This window comes from Streptomyces fulvoviolaceus, from assembly GCF_000718165.1.
In the GTDB taxonomy this organism is placed as follows: Bacteria; Actinomycetota; Actinomycetes; order Streptomycetales; family Streptomycetaceae; genus Streptomyces; species Streptomyces fulvoviolaceus.
Genome location: NZ_JOEY01000016.1, coordinates 248,711 through 265,286 on the forward strand (window position 1 = coordinate 248,711; position 16,576 = coordinate 265,286).

At 70.1% G+C, this 16,576-nt stretch carries 14 protein-coding genes; 10 read left to right on the forward strand and 4 right to left on the reverse strand.

Features of this window, described 5'->3' with window-relative positions:
- Window positions 1–6: 6 nt before the first annotated feature.
- Window positions 7–456, reverse strand: coding sequence for a metallopeptidase family protein (locus IG08_RS0119420; protein WP_106980977.1), 450 nt, complete (start codon window positions 454–456; stop codon window positions 7–9).
- 305 nt (window positions 457–761) lie between these two features.
- Here IG08_RS0119420 and IG08_RS0119425 point away from each other — a divergent pair, with 305 nt between their 5' ends.
- The 7 genes from IG08_RS0119425 to IG08_RS0119455 all read left to right on the forward strand — a co-directional run bounded on the left by IG08_RS0119425 (window position 762) and on the right by IG08_RS0119455 (window position 8,402).
- A complete protein-coding gene (locus tag IG08_RS0119425; protein WP_030603750.1) occupies window positions 762–1,190 on the forward strand; it encodes a DUF3499 domain-containing protein in 429 nt (142 codons plus the stop codon).
- Between the two features lie 166 nt (window positions 1,191–1,356).
- Window positions 1,357–2,973 (forward strand): L-lactate permease, encoded by a 1,617-nt coding sequence (locus tag IG08_RS0119430; RefSeq protein ID WP_030603753.1) that lies wholly within the window; start codon window positions 1,357–1,359, stop codon window positions 2,971–2,973.
- A gap of 82 nt (window positions 2,974–3,055) precedes the next feature.
- Window positions 3,056–4,423, forward strand: coding sequence for a phosphomannomutase/phosphoglucomutase (locus tag IG08_RS0119435; protein ID WP_030603756.1), 1,368 nt, complete (start codon window positions 3,056–3,058; stop codon window positions 4,421–4,423).
- Window positions 4,424–4,687: 264 nt separating this feature from the next.
- On the forward strand, window positions 4,688–4,858 hold the full coding sequence (locus IG08_RS57230) for a Trm112 family protein (RefSeq protein ID WP_007382472.1): 171 nt from the start codon (window positions 4,688–4,690) through the stop codon (window positions 4,856–4,858).
- 100 nt (window positions 4,859–4,958) lie between these two features.
- On the forward strand, window positions 4,959–6,092 hold the full coding sequence (locus tag IG08_RS0119445) for an SIS domain-containing protein (protein WP_030603759.1): 1,134 nt from the start codon (window positions 4,959–4,961) through the stop codon (window positions 6,090–6,092).
- 41 nt (window positions 6,093–6,133) lie between these two features.
- Window positions 6,134–7,285 carry a mannose-6-phosphate isomerase, class I gene (manA, locus tag IG08_RS0119450; RefSeq protein ID WP_030603761.1) on the forward strand — a complete coding sequence of 384 codons (1,152 nt, stop codon included), beginning with the start codon at window positions 6,134–6,136 and terminating at the stop codon, window positions 7,283–7,285.
- 136 nt (window positions 7,286–7,421) lie between these two features.
- Window positions 7,422–8,402 carry a cation diffusion facilitator family transporter gene (locus IG08_RS0119455; protein ID WP_030603763.1) on the forward strand — a complete coding sequence of 327 codons (981 nt, stop codon included), beginning with the start codon at window positions 7,422–7,424 and terminating at the stop codon, window positions 8,400–8,402.
- 76 nt (window positions 8,403–8,478) lie between these two features.
- Here the strand turns inward: IG08_RS0119455 and lepB are convergent, their stop codons facing one another.
- Window positions 8,479–9,147 carry a signal peptidase I gene (lepB, locus tag IG08_RS0119460; protein WP_030603764.1) on the reverse strand — a complete coding sequence of 223 codons (669 nt, stop codon included), beginning with the start codon at window positions 9,145–9,147 and terminating at the stop codon, window positions 8,479–8,481.
- Window positions 9,148–9,275: 128 nt separating this feature from the next.
- Window positions 9,276–11,321 carry a fructose-specific PTS transporter subunit EIIC gene (locus tag IG08_RS0119465; RefSeq protein WP_030603767.1) on the reverse strand — a complete coding sequence of 682 codons (2,046 nt, stop codon included), beginning with the start codon at window positions 11,319–11,321 and terminating at the stop codon, window positions 9,276–9,278.
- A 469-nt stretch (window positions 11,322–11,790) separates the two neighbouring features.
- Between IG08_RS0119465 and ahcY the strand changes: the two genes are divergently transcribed.
- Together ahcY and IG08_RS0119475 are read left to right on the forward strand one after the other, a co-directional pair.
- Window positions 11,791–13,248 (forward strand): adenosylhomocysteinase, encoded by a 1,458-nt coding sequence (ahcY, locus tag IG08_RS0119470; RefSeq protein ID WP_030603770.1) that lies wholly within the window; start codon window positions 11,791–11,793, stop codon window positions 13,246–13,248.
- A 163-nt stretch (window positions 13,249–13,411) separates the two neighbouring features.
- The gene (locus IG08_RS0119475; protein WP_030603772.1) at window positions 13,412–14,026 is read left to right on the forward strand and encodes a hypothetical protein; all 615 of its coding nucleotides are present in this window, start codon (window positions 13,412–13,414) and stop codon (window positions 14,024–14,026) included.
- Between the two features lie 61 nt (window positions 14,027–14,087).
- Here the strand turns inward: IG08_RS0119475 and IG08_RS0119480 are convergent, their stop codons facing one another.
- Window positions 14,088–15,065 (reverse strand): RDD family protein, encoded by a 978-nt coding sequence (locus tag IG08_RS0119480; protein WP_030603776.1) that lies wholly within the window; start codon window positions 15,063–15,065, stop codon window positions 14,088–14,090.
- Window positions 15,066–15,195: 130 nt separating this feature from the next.
- On the opposite strand from IG08_RS0119480, the gene IG08_RS0119485 reads away from it, so the two are divergent.
- Complete coding sequence (locus IG08_RS0119485) at window positions 15,196–16,203, forward strand: stage II sporulation protein M (RefSeq protein WP_030603779.1); 1,008 nt, start codon at window positions 15,196–15,198, stop codon at window positions 16,201–16,203.
- Window positions 16,204–16,576: the final 373 nt, after the last annotated feature.

Sequence of the window (16,576 nt, forward strand, 5' to 3'; positions counted from 1 at the left end):
GGCGGTTCAGTCCTCGCCGTACCGCGGATCGACCGTCTCCGGGGTGAGCCCGAGCAGCTCGGCGACCTGCTCGACGACGACCTCGTGCACGAGTGCCGCCCGCTCGTCGCGCCCCTTGGTGCGGATCTCCACCGGCCGCCGGTAGATGATCACCCGCGCCGGCCGTCCTTCCCGGGAGGGAACCGTCCCGCCCAGCGGCACCGCCTCGTCGTTCCACGCCTCGCCCGGCCCGTCCAGGCGGGGCACCTCGAGCACGAGGAAATCGATGTCGGCGAGCTGCGGCCACCGTCGCTCCAGTCGCTCGACGGAGTCCTGCACCAGGTCCGCGAACGCCTCGGCACGGCTGGCGGCCAGCGGCACCTGGGGTGGTGCGATCGGGCCGCGCATGCCTCGGCCGTGACGATCACGGCGGCGGGGCCCGGGGCCGGCGGCGCGGGGCGGTACAGGGTTGTCCATCACTGGTGAAGCGTAATCCTCGCCGCGGTCATGTGCCCGGCGCCCACGCGGCAACCCGGACGGTGGCCGGGGGAGCGTCCGGTCGTCTCGTACGGCATGTCGCCGGATGACCATTCCAGCCAAGGTTGGGCTCGTTTCCGTATCTCTCCAAGACCGTCGATCTCAAGTCAATTGACATGGTTTGTACCGAGTGGTGACCGGATTCAACTCCGTTCGGCCCTCCGAATACGGGTGTTGGCGCAGGTCACCGTGGTGTGTCCGGAGGGGCGTGTGGGGCGTTTCACAGCACGACACGGTGGAGTGACCTGGGGGAGAGTCGTCGCGGCCCGCTCAAGAGTGCGGTACCGTCCAACGTCGTGAGCCCTGTACGTCGCTGTTCGCGCACCGCTTGCGGCCGCCCCGCCGTCGCGACGCTGACGTACGTCTACGCCGACTCGACCGCGGTCCTCGGCCCGCTCGCCACCTACGCCGAACCCCACTGCTACGACCTGTGCGCCGAGCACTCCGAGCGCCTCACCGCCCCGCGCGGGTGGGAGGTCGTCCGACTCCTCGACAGCTCGGCTCCGGCCCGGCCCAGCGGCGACGACCTCGAAGCACTCGCCAACGCCGTGCGCGAGGCGGCCCGCCCCCAGGAGCGCGCGGCGGGTGCCGGCGGTGGTGGAGCCCGGGCGGCCGACCCGATGGAGGTCGCGCGCCGCGGCCATCTGCGGGTGCTGCGCTCGCCGGACAACTGAGCCGTTCCGCCTGCCTCTTGAGTATGCGTTTCGCTGAATGACGCACGCCCATTGACGTGTTGTTGTTGCGGACACGACCATTCCGTAAGCCGAAGTGAGAAATCGCTTTCCGCATGCCGGAATCGGGCACGGCGGAAATAGGGCAAGACGGATCGGGGAGGCGCCCGTGTACGTCCAGGAACTGGAACCCGTCGCCGGCTCACTGGGGTTGTCCGCCCTCGTGGCGGCCCTGCCCCTCGTGATCGTCCTGATCCTGCTCGGCGGCGTCCGCATGAAGGCGCATCTGGCAGGTCTCACAGGCCTCTTGGCGGCCGCCCTGGTCGCCTGGCTCGCCTACGGCATGCCGCTGGGCCAGACGGTCTCCAGCGCCGCCCAGGGAGCCGCCTTCGGCCTCTTCCCCATCCTGTGGATCGTCGTCAACGCCCTGTGGGTGTACCGGATGACGGTTCGCACCCGGCACTTCGACATCCTGCGCCGCTCCTTCGGGCGGCTGTCCGACGACCCGCGCATCCAGGCCCTCGTGGTCGCGTTCTGCTTCGGCGCACTCCTGGAGGCGCTCGCCGGATTCGGCGCGCCCGTCGCGATCTGCTCCGTCATGCTCGTCGCCCTCGGCTTCGACCCGGTGCGCGCCGCGGTCGTCGCGCTGGTCGCCAACACCGCGCCGGTCGCCTTCGGCGCGATGGGCACCCCGGTCGTCACGCTCGCCCAGGTCACCGGGTTGCCGCTGGACGACGTGGCCTCCGTGGTGGGCCGTCAAACCCCGTTGCTGGCCCTCGTGGTGCCGCTCGTGCTGGTCTGGCTCGTGGACGGGCGGCGAGGGCTGCGGGAGACCTGGGTGCCCGCCCTGGTCTGCGGAATCGCCTTCGCCATCGCCCAGTTCGCCGCCTCGAACTACGTCTCCGCCCAACTCGCCGACATCGGCGCCGCCTTGGCCGGCGCGGGCGCCCTGGTCGCCGTACCGCAGGCGCGCAGGGCGGCCGCCGAGCCCGTACGCGTGGCCGTCCTGACCGGCGTACGCAGCGAGGACCTGGACGAGAACGACCCGCGCGGTGAAGTCGTGCGCGCCTACGCCCCGTACGCGCTGATCGTCGTGATCTTCTCCGTCGGGCAGATCCCGGCGGTCAAGGACTGGCTGGCCGGGGCGACCCAGATGTACGACTGGCCCTTCCTGAACGTCGGTGATGTCGACGGGGATCCGGTCAGTGCCAACGTCTTCACCTGGCCGATCGTCTCGACGGGTGGCACGCTCGTGCTGCTCGCGGGGATCTGCACGGCGGTCGTTCTCAAAGTGCACGCGCGCGTGGCGGTCAGGGAATGGGCCGCGACCGTCCACGAGTTGAGGTTCGCGATCCTCACCGTGACGTCCGTGCTGGCGCTCGCGTTCGTCATGAACCTCTCCGGACAGGCGGCCACCATCGGCCACTTCGTGGCGGCCGCGGGAGCCGGGCTGGCCTTCCTGTCCCCGGTCCTCGGCTGGTTCGGCGTGGCCGTCTCCGGCTCGGACACCTCGGCCAACGCGCTGTTCGGAGCGCTGCAGGTGACCGCCGCCCGGGAGTCGGGGCTCTCGCCGGAGCTCCTGGCCGCGGCCAACAGCTCGGGCGGCGTCCTCGGCAAGATGATCTCCCCGCAGAACCTCACCATCGCCTGCGCCGCCGTCGGACTCGCGGGCCGCGAGGGGGATCTGCTGCGCAAGGTGCTGCCCTGGAGCATCGGACTGCTGCTGGTGATGTGCCTGATCGTGGTCGGGCAGAGCTCGCCGGTACTGGGCTGGATGCTGCCCTGAGACCGCTCAGCTCCCGCACAGCACACTGTCAGCGGGTACGGGTAGCTTGAGGGGACCGACAGGACTTTCAGAAGGGTTGGCCGTGACCGCTGACTTGTCACAGCTCGTGAAGGCGTATGACGTGCGCGGAGTCGTCCCCGACCAGTGGGACGAGACACTGGCCGAGCTCTTCGGGGCCGCCTTCGTCCTGGTGACCGGCGCGAGCGCCATCGTGACCGGGCACGACATGCGGCCGTCGTCCCCCGGGCTGTCGCGTGCCTTCGCGCGCGGAGCGGCGGCACGCGGCGTGGACGTCACCGAGATCGGGCTGTGCTCGACCGACCAGCTGTACTACGCCTCCGGCGCGCTGAACCTGCCGGGCGCCATGTTCACGGCCTCGCACAACCCGGCCCAGTACAACGGCATCAAGATGTGCCGCGCGGGCGCCGCCCCGGTCGGCCAGGACACCGGCCTCGGCGAGATCCGCGAACTGGTCGAGCAATGGAGCGAGTCGGGCGCTCCGGAGACGGCGGCCGCCGAACCGGGCACGGTCACGCAGCGGGACACGTTGGAGGAATACGCGGCCCACCTCCTCTCCCTCGTCGACCTGACCTCCATCCGCCACCTGAAGGTCGTCGTCGACGCGGGCAACGGCATGGGCGGCCACACCGTCCCGACGGTCTTCGACGGCCTGCCCCTGGACGTCGTCCCCATGTACTTCGAGCTGGACGGCACCTTCCCGAACCACGAGGCCAACCCGCTGGACCCGGCCAACATCGTCGACCTCCAGAAGCGGGTCCGTGAGGAGGGCGCCGACCTCGGCATCGCCTTCGACGGCGACGCCGACCGCTGCTTCGTCGTCGACGAGCAGGGCGACCCGGCCTCCCCGTCCGCCGTCACCGCCCTCGTGGCCTCGCGCGAGCTCGCCAAGCACGGCGGCAAGGGCACGGTCATCCACAACCTGATCACCTCGTGGTCGGTCCCGGAGGTCGTGAAGGAGCATGGCGGCACCCCGGTTCGCACCCGCGTGGGCCACTCCTTCATCAAGGCCGAGATGGCCCGCACCGGCGCGATCTTCGGCGGCGAGCACTCCGCGCACTACTACTTCAAGGACTTCTGGAACGCCGACACGGGCATGCTGGCGGCGCTGCACGTCCTGGCGGCCCTGGGCGGCCAGGACGGCCCCCTGTCGTCCCTCGTCGCCCAGTACGACCGTTACGCCGGCTCCGGCGAGATCAACTCCACGGTCGCCGACCAGACGGACCGCCTCGCGGCCATCAAGGCGGCCTACGAGGGCCGCGAGGGCGTCACCCTGGACGAGCTGGACGGCCTGACGGTCACCGCCGCCGACTGGTGGTTCAACGTCCGCCCCTCCAACACGGAACCGCTGCTCCGCCTGAACGCGGAGGCCAGGGACGAGGCGACGATGGCGAAGGTACGGGACGAGGCGCTGGAGATCATCCGGGGCTGACATGCCTTTCAGCCCGTCCGGCGTTTGAGGACGAGGCCGTTCAGGCCGATGGAGGTCCAGGGGGCGGAGCCCCTGGGCCGGGGTCGAAGGGGCGGCGCCCCTGGGGACGGGGAAGGGCGGCGGGGGCGAGCTGCATCCATCAGCGGCTCCGCCACGGGCGACGGCACCCCCAACACGCCCGAACCCACCGACCCGCCCCCACCGGCGGTACCCTGACCAGGCACATCCGCACCAGCACACGTAGCCCCCTCGAAGGGAACCCCCATGCCGCTCGAAGCCGGCCTCCTGGAGATCCTCGCCTGCCCGGCCTGTCACGCCCCCCTCAAGGAGCAGGACACCGAGCTGATCTGCACCGGCCAGGACTGCGGCCTGGCGTACCCCGTCCGCGACGGCATCCCCGTACTGCTCGTCGACGAGGCCCGCCGCCCCGCGTAAGCGACACCGCGACAACCCGCCGCCCCAGGCGACCCAGCGACAACCCGGCGTCCCGGAGACCCGCGAAACCGACGACCCGGCGATCGGAGGCTGCCGCCCCATGCTCGACGAATCGCTGCTCGACACCCCCGAGGCACTCTCGGAGGCCGACCACCGAGGCCTGCTCCGCGGCGCCGCCGAGGCCGGCGCCCGCGTCCGCACCGCCGCCCGGCACGCCGCCGAGGCCGGCGTCCAGGACCTGAAACCGGACGGTCGCCCCCGCGCCGTCCTCATCGCGGGCCCCGGCGCCGCCGCCACCTGCGTCGCCGACCTCCTCGGCACGCTCGCCGGCGCCGGCAGCCCCGTCACCCGCCTGGCCCCCAGCGGCGTCGCCCCCGCGGCGGGCGCCCTGCGCTGGGAGCTCCCCGGCTGGACCGGCTCGGTCGACCTGCTCCTGATCGCCACCCCCGACGGCACCGAGCCGGGCCTGTCCCTGCTCGCCGACCAGGCCTACCGCCGCGGCTGCACGGTCGTCGCCGTGGCCCCCGCCCGCACCCCGCTCAGCGAAGCGGTGGAAGGCGCCCACGGCCTCTTCGTACCGATGGCGACGGCCCCGTACGACGAGCAGCAGGACACACCCCTCGCCGCGTCCGCCCCCGGCGTCCTGTGGGCGCTGCTCACCCCGCTCCTCGCGATCCTCGACCGCACGGGCCTGCTCACCGCCCCGCCCGACGCCATCGAGAAGGTCGCCGACCGCCTCGACAACATCGCCGAGCGCTGCGGCCCCGCCATCGCGACCTACAGCAACCCCGCCAAGACCCTGGCCGCCGAGCTCGCCGACGCGCTCCCGGTGATCTGGACCGAGGGCACCTCCGCCGGCCCCGCGGGACGCCGTTTCGCCGCCGCTCTCGCCGAGCTCGCCGGCCGCCCCGCCCTGGTCTCCGAACTGCCCGAGGCACTCGCCGCCCACAACGCGCTCCTCGCCGGCCGGCTCGCCGCCGGCGCCGACCCCGAGGACTTCTTCCGCGATCGCGTCGAGGAGGCGCCCGCCCTGCACGCGCGCGTGGTGCTGCTCCGCGACCGCCCGCTCGGCGGCCTGACCGCCGCCCCGGCCGCCCGCGACCTGGTCCTCAGCCACGACACCCCGATCAGCGAACTGGAGCCGGAGCCCGGCGGCGAGCTGGAGACCCTCGCGGAACTGATCGCCGTCACGGATTTCGCCGCCGTTTACCTGGCGCTCGCTTCGGGGGCCTGATCATGCCCAGGACGCTCTGACCGCCGTACAGAAAGAACCCGATGGACCGCCTCGACAACACCATCCGCCCCTACGCCTGGGGTTCGACCACCGCGATCCCGCAACTGCTCGCCGTCGAGCCGACCGGTGAACCGCAGGCGGAGATGTGGATGGGGGCCCACCCCGGCGCCCCCTCGCGCACCGACCGAGGCACGCTCGTCGAGGTGATCGACGCGGACCCCTCGCGCGAGCTGGGGGAAGAGGCGGTCGCCAAGTTCGGCCCCCGCCTGCCCTTCCTCCTCAAGATCCTCGCCGCCGGCGCCCCGCTCTCCCTCCAGGTGCACCCCAACCTGGAGCAGGCGAAGGAGGGTTACGAGGACGAGGAGCGCCGCGGCATCCCCGTGGACGTCGGCCACCGCAACTACAAGGACGCCAACCACAAGCCCGAACTGATCTGCGCGCTCACCGAGTTCGACGGTCTGTGCGGCTTCCGCGACCCCGCGCGGGCCGCCGACCTGCTCGACGGCCTGGGCGTCGACACCCTCAAGCCGTACGTCGATCTGCTGCACGCCCACCCGGAGGACGCGGCCCTGCGCGAGGTGCTGACGGCCGTACTCACCGCGGACCGCGAGGAGATGGCCCACACGGTCGCCGAGGCCGCGGCCGCCTGCGCCCGCCTAGGCGGCGAGTACGCCCCCTACGCGGACATCGCCCACCACTACCCGGGCGACCCGGGCGTCATCGCCGCCATGCTGCTGAACCACGTCCGACTGCAGCCCGGCGAGGCCCTGTTCCTCGGCGCCGGCATCCCGCACGCCTACCTGAACGGCCTCGGCGTCGAGATCATGGCCAACTCCGACAACGTCCTGCGCTGCGGCCTGACCCCCAAGCACGTCGACGTCCCCGAACTCCTGCGCATCGTCCGCTTCGAGGCCGCCGACCCCGGCGTCCTGCGCCCCGAGGCGTCCCCGGACGGCGAGGAGGTCTACGAGACCCCGATCGACGAGTTCCGCCTGTCCCGCTACGTCCTCCCCGAGGGCGCCGCCGTCCACGACCTCACGCGCGCGACCCCGCAGATCCTGCTCTGCACGGCGGGTTCCGTACGGGCGGGGGAGCACGAGCTGACCCCTGGTCAGTCGGTCTTCGTAGCTGCGGGCGAGGAGGCCGAGTTGTCCGGTGTGGGCACGGCCTTCCGGGCCACTGTGATCGTATGACCGGCACTGTGGATACCTGACGCGCTGCTCCCCGACGGGGCTGCAAGAATGGCCCACCGGCAAAGGACGGGCAAAGGCGGCGGGCCAGGCTCTGGCCCCGCGCAGGCGTACGAAGGCGAAGGGACAACGCGAACACATGAGCGCGTCAGGCGGAACCAAGGCGATCGTGGCGGCACTCGCCGCCAACCTCGCGATCGCGGTAGCGAAGTTCGTGGCGTTCCTCTTCAGCGGATCGTCGTCGATGCTCGCCGAGTCCGTGCACTCGCTCGCGGACTCCGGCAACCAGGGCCTGCTGCTTCTCGGGGGCAAGAAGGCCCAGCGCGAGGCGACCCCGCAGCACCCCTTCGGCTACGGCCGCGAGCGCTACATCTACGCCTTCCTCGTCTCGATCGTCCTCTTCTCGGTCGGCGGCATGTTCGCGATCTACGAGGGCTACGAGAAGATCAAGCACCCGCACGAGATCGAGCACTGGTACTGGCCGGTGGGCGTCCTGGTGTTCGCGATCATCGCCGAGACCTTCTCCTTCCGCACGGCCATCAAGGAGTCCAACCCCCTGCGTGCCGGGAAGTCATGGAAGGACTTCGTCCGGCACGCCAAGGCCCCTGAGCTGCCCGTGGTCCTCCTGGAGGACCTGGGCGCGCTCGTCGGCCTGATCCTGGCCCTCGGCGGCGTGGGTCTGGCCCTGGCGACCGGCGACGGCGTCTGGGACGGCATCGGCACCCTCTGCATCGGCATCCTGCTCATCCTGATCGCCCTCGTCCTGGCCGTCGAGACCAAGTCCCTGCTGCTCGGCGAGGCGGCGGGCATCGAAGAGGTCAAGAAGATCGAGGCCGCGGTCGTCGACGGCGACACCGTCACCGGCATCATCCACATGCGCACGCTCCACCTCGGTCCCGAGGAGCTGCTGGTCGCCGCCAAGGTCGCCGTCCAGCACGACGACACGGCCGCCGAGGTCGCCTCCGCCATCAACGCCGCCGAGGCCCGCATCCGCGAGGCCGTCCCGATCGCCCGCGTGATCTACCTCGAACCGGACATCTACAGCGAGACCGAGGCCGCCAAGGGCGCCGACCGCGAGGCCACACCCGGGGGACCGGCCCCGCACCCTGCCGAGCACTGATTCCCAGTAGTACGGCTTCCCAGTAGTACGGCCGACGGGGCCCGCCGAGTCACTCGGTGGGCCCCGTCGGCCGTCGTCACATCTGCACCATCCACGGCGGCTGCACGGGCACCCGCCCCCGCTGCCGCACGGCCAGCGCGGCGATCCCCAGGCCGATCCCGGTGAGCCCGGCCAGTAGCCCCACCAACGCGCCCAGGCCGAGCAGCACCGGCCCGGTGTAGTCGTCCGTCACGCGGCCCCGCACCGCTCCGACGGGCACCGTCCCGTCGTGGTCGTCGGCGAAGGACCGGGAGTCCCGCGAGTTCAGCCGGTGATCGCCGAGCACGAACAGCCGGCCTTCCGGCACCTTCACGTCGTACGGCTGCATCCCGTTGGCGATGCCGTCCGCCACGTACGGCTCGTCGAGCGGCTTCCCGTTGACGGTGAGCCGCTCGTCCTCGCCCTCGCCCGTGCAGCACACGATGTGATCGCCGCCCACGCCGATGACTCGCTGCATGACGGCGCCGTCGAAGAGATAGCGCTCGGGCGCCGTGTAGAGCACCACGTCACCGCGGTGCACCTCGGTCCCGTCGACGCGCTCGTAGATCAACTGCTGCCCGGGCTCGTACGTCGGCGTCATGCTCTCGCTCGACACTCTGCTCCCGTGGTACCCCGTCCACACGGCCACCAGGGACCCGATCGTCAACAACAGCCCCAGCGGTCCCAACACCCCCGCCGAGACTCCCAGTTTCCGCGCCCTGCTCATCGCCGCTCCCTCCCCACGCGGAACTCCCGCGCGCGCAGAGGGTATCGGCTGTCTGTGGAACACCTGTGCGGGCCCGCGTCCTTTGTGCCTCGCGCTTTGTGCCTCGTGCACGGACGCGGGCCCGTCGACTACCGGACCTCGCTCAGCACACCGAGGACGGCCCGCTCGTCCAGCGCGGTGGTGAGCCGCTCCCGGAACCCGGGATCCATCAGCTTCCGCGACAGCAACGCCAGGATCCGCAGATGCTCGTCACCTGCGGCCGCCTCCGGCACGGAGATCATGAAGACCAGCTTGGCCTTCGTACCGTCCAGCGATCCCCACTCGATGCCTTCGTCGGACCGCGCGAACCCGACCACGGGTGCGGTCACCGCATCCGTCTTGGCGTGCGGGATCGCGATCTCCTCACCGAGCCCGGTCGTCCCCTGCTCCTCGCGCCGCAACGCCGTCGCCACCAGCTCGTCCACGTCCGCGACCTTGCCGGTCCGCGCCAGCAGCTCCGCCATCTCCCGGATGGCAGCCTCCTTGTCGCGCGCGTCGAGGCCGACCTTCACGGTCTGCTCGGTGAGGTAGCCGGAGAGGACCTCATGGTCGGCGTCGGCTGTCGTTCCGGCCGGAGCACTCACGGACACGGCCTTCTGCCCTACGGCCGTTCCGGCGCCCACTCCGACGAGGGCGGGCTGGGGTCCGGTCACGCCCACGCCGACGACCGGCGCACCCTTCCGCTTCCGCTCGCTGATGTCGACCAGGGTGACCGTCGTCAGCGCGGTGACTGCCGTGCCGATCGCCACGGCCACGAAGAACATCGGCACACCGCTCACCGCACCCAGCACCGCCACGATCGGCCCGCCGTGCGGCACCGCGTCCTCGACCCCGGCGACCCCGGCGATCGCACCGGCCACCGCGCCCCCGAGCATGTTGGCCGGAATGACCTGCGCGGGCCGCGCCGCCGCGAACGGGATCGCACCCTCCGAGATACCGAAGCAGCCCATGAACAGTGAGGCGAGCCCTGTCTCCCGCTCCTGCTCGGTGTACAGCCGCTTGCGTATCAGCGTGGCCAGACCCTGGCCCAACGGCATGACGGGGATCGCGGCCGCGCACATCCCCATGACCGTCTGGTTGCCGGTCGCGATGAGCCCCGCGCCGAACAGGAACGCCGTCTTGTTGACCGGCCCGCCCATGTCGAACGCGATCATGAGCCCGAGGATCGCTCCGAGCAGGATCGCGCTCGTGCCCGTCATCCCGCTGAGCCAGCTCGTCAGGTGCTCGAACACCCAGGAGATCGGCTTCCCGATGACGTAGATGAAGAACAGCCCCAGCGCCGTGGTCGCCACGATCGGGATCACGATGATCGGCATGATCGGCTGCACGAACTTCGGAACCTTGACCTTCTTGATCCACAACACCAGATACCCGGCGAGGAACCCGGTCACGATCGCCCCGATGAACCCGGCACCCGCCTTGGAGTCGTACAACGACCCGGTGTTGGCGATCCAGCCACCGATCATGCCGGGGACCAGGGCGGGGCGGTCGCCTATCGCGTAGGCGATGTATCCGGACAGGATCGGCACCATCAGCGTGAAGCCGATGACACCGATGTTGTTCACGTCCATCCAGAAGGAGTCCTTCGGGATGACCAGGCCGCCGGACGGATCGGTGTGCCCGCCCAGCGAGAGCGAGATCGCGATCAGCAACCCGCCGACCACCACGAACGGGATCATGTAACTGACCCCGTTCATCAGCGCCTTGTACGCGACACTCCGCTCCTTGCCGCCGTCGGCCGGAGACGATGCGGATGGGACACCACCCTGCTCGTACACCGGCGCCGACTGCACCCGCTCGATCAACCGCTCGGGATGGTGAATACCCTCCGCCACGCCGACGGTCAGGACCCGCTTGCCCACGAATCGGCTCAGGTCCACGTCCTTGTCCGCGGCGATGATGATTCCGTCCGCGGTGTTGACATCGTTGTCATCGAGGACGTTTTCGGCCCCGATCGATCCTTGTGTCTCCACCTTCATGTCGATGCCACGGCTCTCGGCAGCCTGTGCGAGCTTTTCCGCGGCCATGTACGTGTGAGCGATGCCGGTCGGGCATGCGGTCACCGCGAGCAGCTTCACGCGCCTGCGCTCGCCTTCGCCGCCGCCCGTGGGGGGAGGGCCGGCCGGACTGGTCACGTCGATCTCCTAACGCCTTTGTCAGCGGAAACGTCGTCCCGGACGCCCCGCAAGATCGATTCGGATGCTCCGATCTCCTCGCATCCTCCATCACGTGCCCTGGCCGTCCAAGGAGCAAAAGTCCCTGAACAACCCGGTCTGTTGCCTCCTGTTCCGTCGTTCGTAGGTGTCTTGTTATCGCTGTCCAGGCCTCCCGCTCCGGAAGCCGAAGACGCCCTGTGATCGGATCGATGGGTTCTGAGGCGGACTGGGGACGTCCGGGCCGACCGGTGTAGCTTGGGACGGAGCCAGACGTCGCTGCTGATGGCGGTCGGGCGGTCCCACCGCGGACCGGCCGAGGGAGAGAGGGCCTCCGACGGACTGCGCTGCGCGCACCGGGCATGCCTGTGTCCTCTTCGGGCACCCCTGTGTCCGTCGCCGCGCAGACCAGCCGTACCCACCTCGCCCCAACCCCGAGGAGCAGCTCGTTATGACGACTGTCGACAACCGGCAGGACTTCAAGGTCGCCGACCTCTCCCTGGCCGACTTCGGCCGCAAGGAGATCACTCTCGCCGAGCACGAGATGCCCGGCCTGATGTCGATCCGCAAGGAGTACGCCGAGACGCAGCCGCTCGCCGGCGCCCGCGTCACCGGCTCCCTGCACATGACCGTGCAGACCGCCGTCCTCATCGAGACCCTGGTCGCCCTGGGCGCCGAGGTCCGCTGGGCCTCCTGCAACATCTTCTCCACCCAGGACCACGCGGCCGCCGCCATCGCCGTCGGCCCGAACGGCACGCCCGACAACCCGCAGGGCGTCCCGGTCTTCGCCTGGAAGGGCGAGACCCTGGAGGAGTACTGGTGGTGCACGGAGCAGGCGCTGACCTGGCCGAACACCCCCACCGGCGGCCCGAACATGATCCTCGACGACGGCGGTGACGCCACCCTCCTCGTCCACAAGGGCGTCGAGTACGAGAAGGCAGGCAAGGTCCCCTCCGTCGACACCGCCGAGTCCGACGAGCACCGCTGCGTCCTCGAACTCCTGCACCGCACCATCACGGACGGCTCGCAGAAGTGGACCCAGCTCGCCTCCGAGATCCGCGGCGTGACCGAGGAGACCACGACCGGCGTCCACCGCCTGTACGAGATGCAGCGCGACGGTGCCCTCCTGTTCCCGGCGATCAACGTCAACGACGCCGTCACCAAGTCGAAGTTCGACAACAAGTACGGCTGCCGCCACTCCCTGATCGACGGCATCAACCGCGCCACCGATGTCCTCATCGGCGGCAAGACCGCGGTCGTCTTCGGCTACGGCGACGTGGGCAAGGGCTGCGCGGAGTCCCTGCGCGGACAGGGCGCCCGCGTGATCGTCACCGAGATCGACCCGATCTGCGCCCTCCAGGCGGCGATGGACGGCTACCAGGTCACGACCCTCGACGAGGTCGTCGACAAGGCCGACATCTTCGTCACCACGACCGGCAACAAGGACATCATCATGGCCTCGGACATGGCCAAGATGAAGCACCAGGCGATCGTGGGCAACATCGGTCACTTCGACAACGAGATCGACATGGCCGGCCTCGCGAAGATCCCGGGCATCGTCAAGGACGAGGTCAAGCCGCAGGTCCACACCTGGAAGTTCCCCGACGGCAAGGTGCTGATCGTCCTCTCCGAGGGCCGCCTGCTGAACCTGGGCAACGCGACCGGCCACCCGTCCTTCGTGATGTCCAACTCGTTCGCGGACCAGACGCTGGCCCAGATCGAGCTGTTCACCAAGCAGTCCGAGTACCCGATCGGCGTCTACACGCTGCCCAAGCACCTCGACGAGAAGGTCGCCCGCCTCCACCTGGACGCGCTCGGCGTGAAGCTGACCCAGCTCCGCCCCGAGCAGGCCTCGTACATCGGCGTGGAGGTCGACGGCCCGTACAAGCCCGACCACTACCGCTACTGAGCGGCCCAGCCGCTGAGCAGCAACCGGAGCCCGTGAGGAGCGCGTCGGTGCGCTGACGCGCCCTCACCAGAAGGTCTCCGAGGCAGGCCCCCGCACCCCCGTGTCGGGGGCCTGCCCCTTTGGCCCGTGCGGCCGGACCAGCCCGTCAAGACCCAGGACCCCCATGCCCCGCGGCCGTTATTCGCTCCACGATCCGCACGATCACACCCCCCTCGCAGATGAACACTTCCACTGCGCCCCCGGCCCGTCCGGCTGGCGCTACGTGTCCCAGCTGACCACCCCCTCGGGCGATCACAGCGGCTCGGTCGACCTCACCCTCGACGAACTCGGCCGCCCCATCCGTCTCGAGCTCCACGCCGCCGGCTGGCAGGTGCGCGGTGCCGCGCTCGACGGCGTCACCTGGGTCCGTACGGACCCCACCGGGGCCCATGCCACGGAAGGCAACGTCGCCGCCCACGCCTTCACCGGCACATCCCCCGCGTTCCTCGTCGCCACCACCCGTCTCCTGCGCCTCACCCCTTCCGCCTCAGCAACCCGCGTACGCCTCGTGGCCTTCACGGATCCAGTCCTCGCCCCGCGCACCGTGGACCAGTCCTGGACCTTGCTGAAAAGAGAAGCACACGCCACTGACAACGGACCGCTGACCGTGGACGAATACCAGGTCACAGCCCTGGACACGGGCGAGCAGCACGCCGTGCACATCGCCGGCGACGTCGTCCTCTCAGCGCCCGGAATCGAGCTGGAGGACCTCGACTCACCGCCGTCGCAGTTCGCCTGAGTCACCGGTCAGCCGAACCGGCGCCCTGGCACCTCTACTTGCGCCTCTGGTACCGGCCGGGTCACGCCGGCGGTGCGAACCCCGACGCAGGCCGCTCCTCCGGCGGCACGGCAGGCCGAGCCCCGTCCGCCGAAACCCGGGGCCCGCCGCCCACCGGAGAGGCTTGCCCGCCGTACGGGACAGGTGAAGGAGGAGGCGGCGTGTCCGAGGGTTGCACCGCCGGATGCCCGTAGCCACCCGGCGCCCCAGCCGTAGGCCCGCCTCCGGCAGTCGGCCTGCCCTCTGCCGGACCACTGCCGAAGGCTCGCCGAGCCTCACGAGCCTGTCGTTCCTGCACCACCGCTGCCAGATACGCGGCCGGCGGCACACCCTGCGGCGCCGGAGCCCCCGTACGTGACGCGAGATCGGACGCCAGCCGCTCCGCCATGGCCCAGCCGACCTGCGGATCCAACTGCTGCATCCGCGTCAGGTACTGACGGATGGCAAGCCACAAGCCGTCGGGGACCGCCGAAAGATCAAGCTCCGAGAACCGCCCGGCCAGCCAGGGCGGCGGAGGAGGCACAAAGCCCGCCCGGGCGACAGGCACTCGTTCCCGTACGACCAGGGTCCCGGCGAACACATCACCGAGCCGACGCCCACGCGCCGAAACGAGCGAGGCGATACAGGCGACGACACCGAACGTCATCAGAATCTCCACCGCCCCGATCGCACCCCGCACCAGCGCATGCCGGAACCGGATCGGCCCACCGTCGTCCCGCACCACACGAAGCCCGCACGCCAACTTCCCGAGCGAGCGCCCATGGGTGAGCGTCTCGACCGCGATAGGCCCGCCCACCAGCACGAGGAGGAACGCCGCGATCGACAGCGCGACCTGGGCCGCCTCGTCCAGAGAAGCGGTGGTGGCCACCAGAACGATGGTCACGACGATGTACGCGATCACCGCCACGGTCAGATCGATCAGCACGGCCAACGCCCTGCTGGGCAGCCTCGCGGGGCGCAACTCAAGCGCCACCGCCTCCCCCGTCACCAGCTCACTCACGCCCGCCGTCCTTCCCCTGACCTGCCTCGAGAACGGCCAGTCTGCCAAGCTGAGGGCACATCGCGCCCCAGTACGACAAGCTGACACTCACGACGCACTGTCGACGAACAGCCGAGGAGCAGGCAAACCGATGGACCTCGACGTCTTCGTCTCCGCCCACCGAGCGGAGTGGGACCGCCTCGACGCCCTGCTCCGGCGCCAGCGCCGCCTCAACGGCGCCGAGGCGGACGAACTCGTCGCTCTCTACCAACGCACCGCCACCCACCTCTCGCTGATCCAGTCCAGCGCCCCCGACCCACAGCTGACAGGGCGCCTCAGCCAACTGGTGGCACGCGCGCGTAGCGCCGTGACCGGCACACGCCAGGCTTCCTGGCGCGATGTCACCCGCTTCCTTGCCTACGGGTTCCCCGCCGCGGTCTACAGATCGCGCCACTGGTGGGTACCTACCGCGCTCCTGTCCACCGTGGTCGGGGCCCTCCTGGGTTGGTGGATCGGAACCCACCCCGAAGTACAGGCCTCCATAGCGGCCCCCAGCGAACTGCGCGAGCTCACCCGCCCCGGCGGCCAGTACGAGACGTACTACTCGAGCCACCCGGCCGCCTCCTTCGCCGCCCAGGTCTGGACGAACAACGCCCAGGCCGCTGCCATGTGCCTGGTCCTGGGCGTCTTCCTGGGCCTCCCGGTCCTGTGGATCCTCTTCCAGAACATGCTCAACCTCGGTGTCGGCTTCGGCCTGATGTCCTCTGCCGGCCGCCTCGACACCTTCCTTGGCCTGGTGCTCCCGCACGGCCTGCTCGAACTCACCGCCGTCTTCGTCGCCGCCGGCACGGGCCTGCGTCTCGGATGGACCGTGATCGACCCGGGCCCGCGTTCCCGACGCACCGCCCTCGCCGAGGAGGGCCGAGCCGCCGTGGGCATGGCGATAGGCCTCGCCCTGGTCCTCTTCATCTCCGGCGCCATCGAAGGCTTCGTCACGCCCTCCGGCCTGCCCACATGGGCCCGCATTGCCATAGGCATCGTCGCTGAACTGGCATTCCTTGCCTACGTCTATGTCCTGGGCGGGCGCGCGGCCCGAGCCGGAGACACGGGCGACGTCGAGGCGGCCGAACGCAGCGCCACCGTTCCGACGGCCGCCTGATGTGCGACCACCCCTGCTGAGCTGCTACTGTCTCCTTCGCCCCACAAGAGCCGTTGACACGGACAGCGTGGGGAGGTAGATTCGAACAGTTGCCTGGAGCTCGGTTCTCATCGGCTCGGCAAGAGTGAGTGTCTGTCTGCTTCTGGAAATCTTGATTTCAAAGAAGCCTCTTCCCGATGAATCGGAAACGGATGGCCGGTCAGTCCGGCTCGGAAGTTCTGATAAAGTCGGAACCGCCGGAAAGGGAAACGCGGAAGCGGGAACCTGGAAAGCGCCGAGGAAATCGGATCGGAAAAGGATCTGATAGAGTCGGAAACGCAAGACCGAAGGGAAGCGCCCGGAGGAAAGCCACGAGAGATTCTCTCGGGTGAGT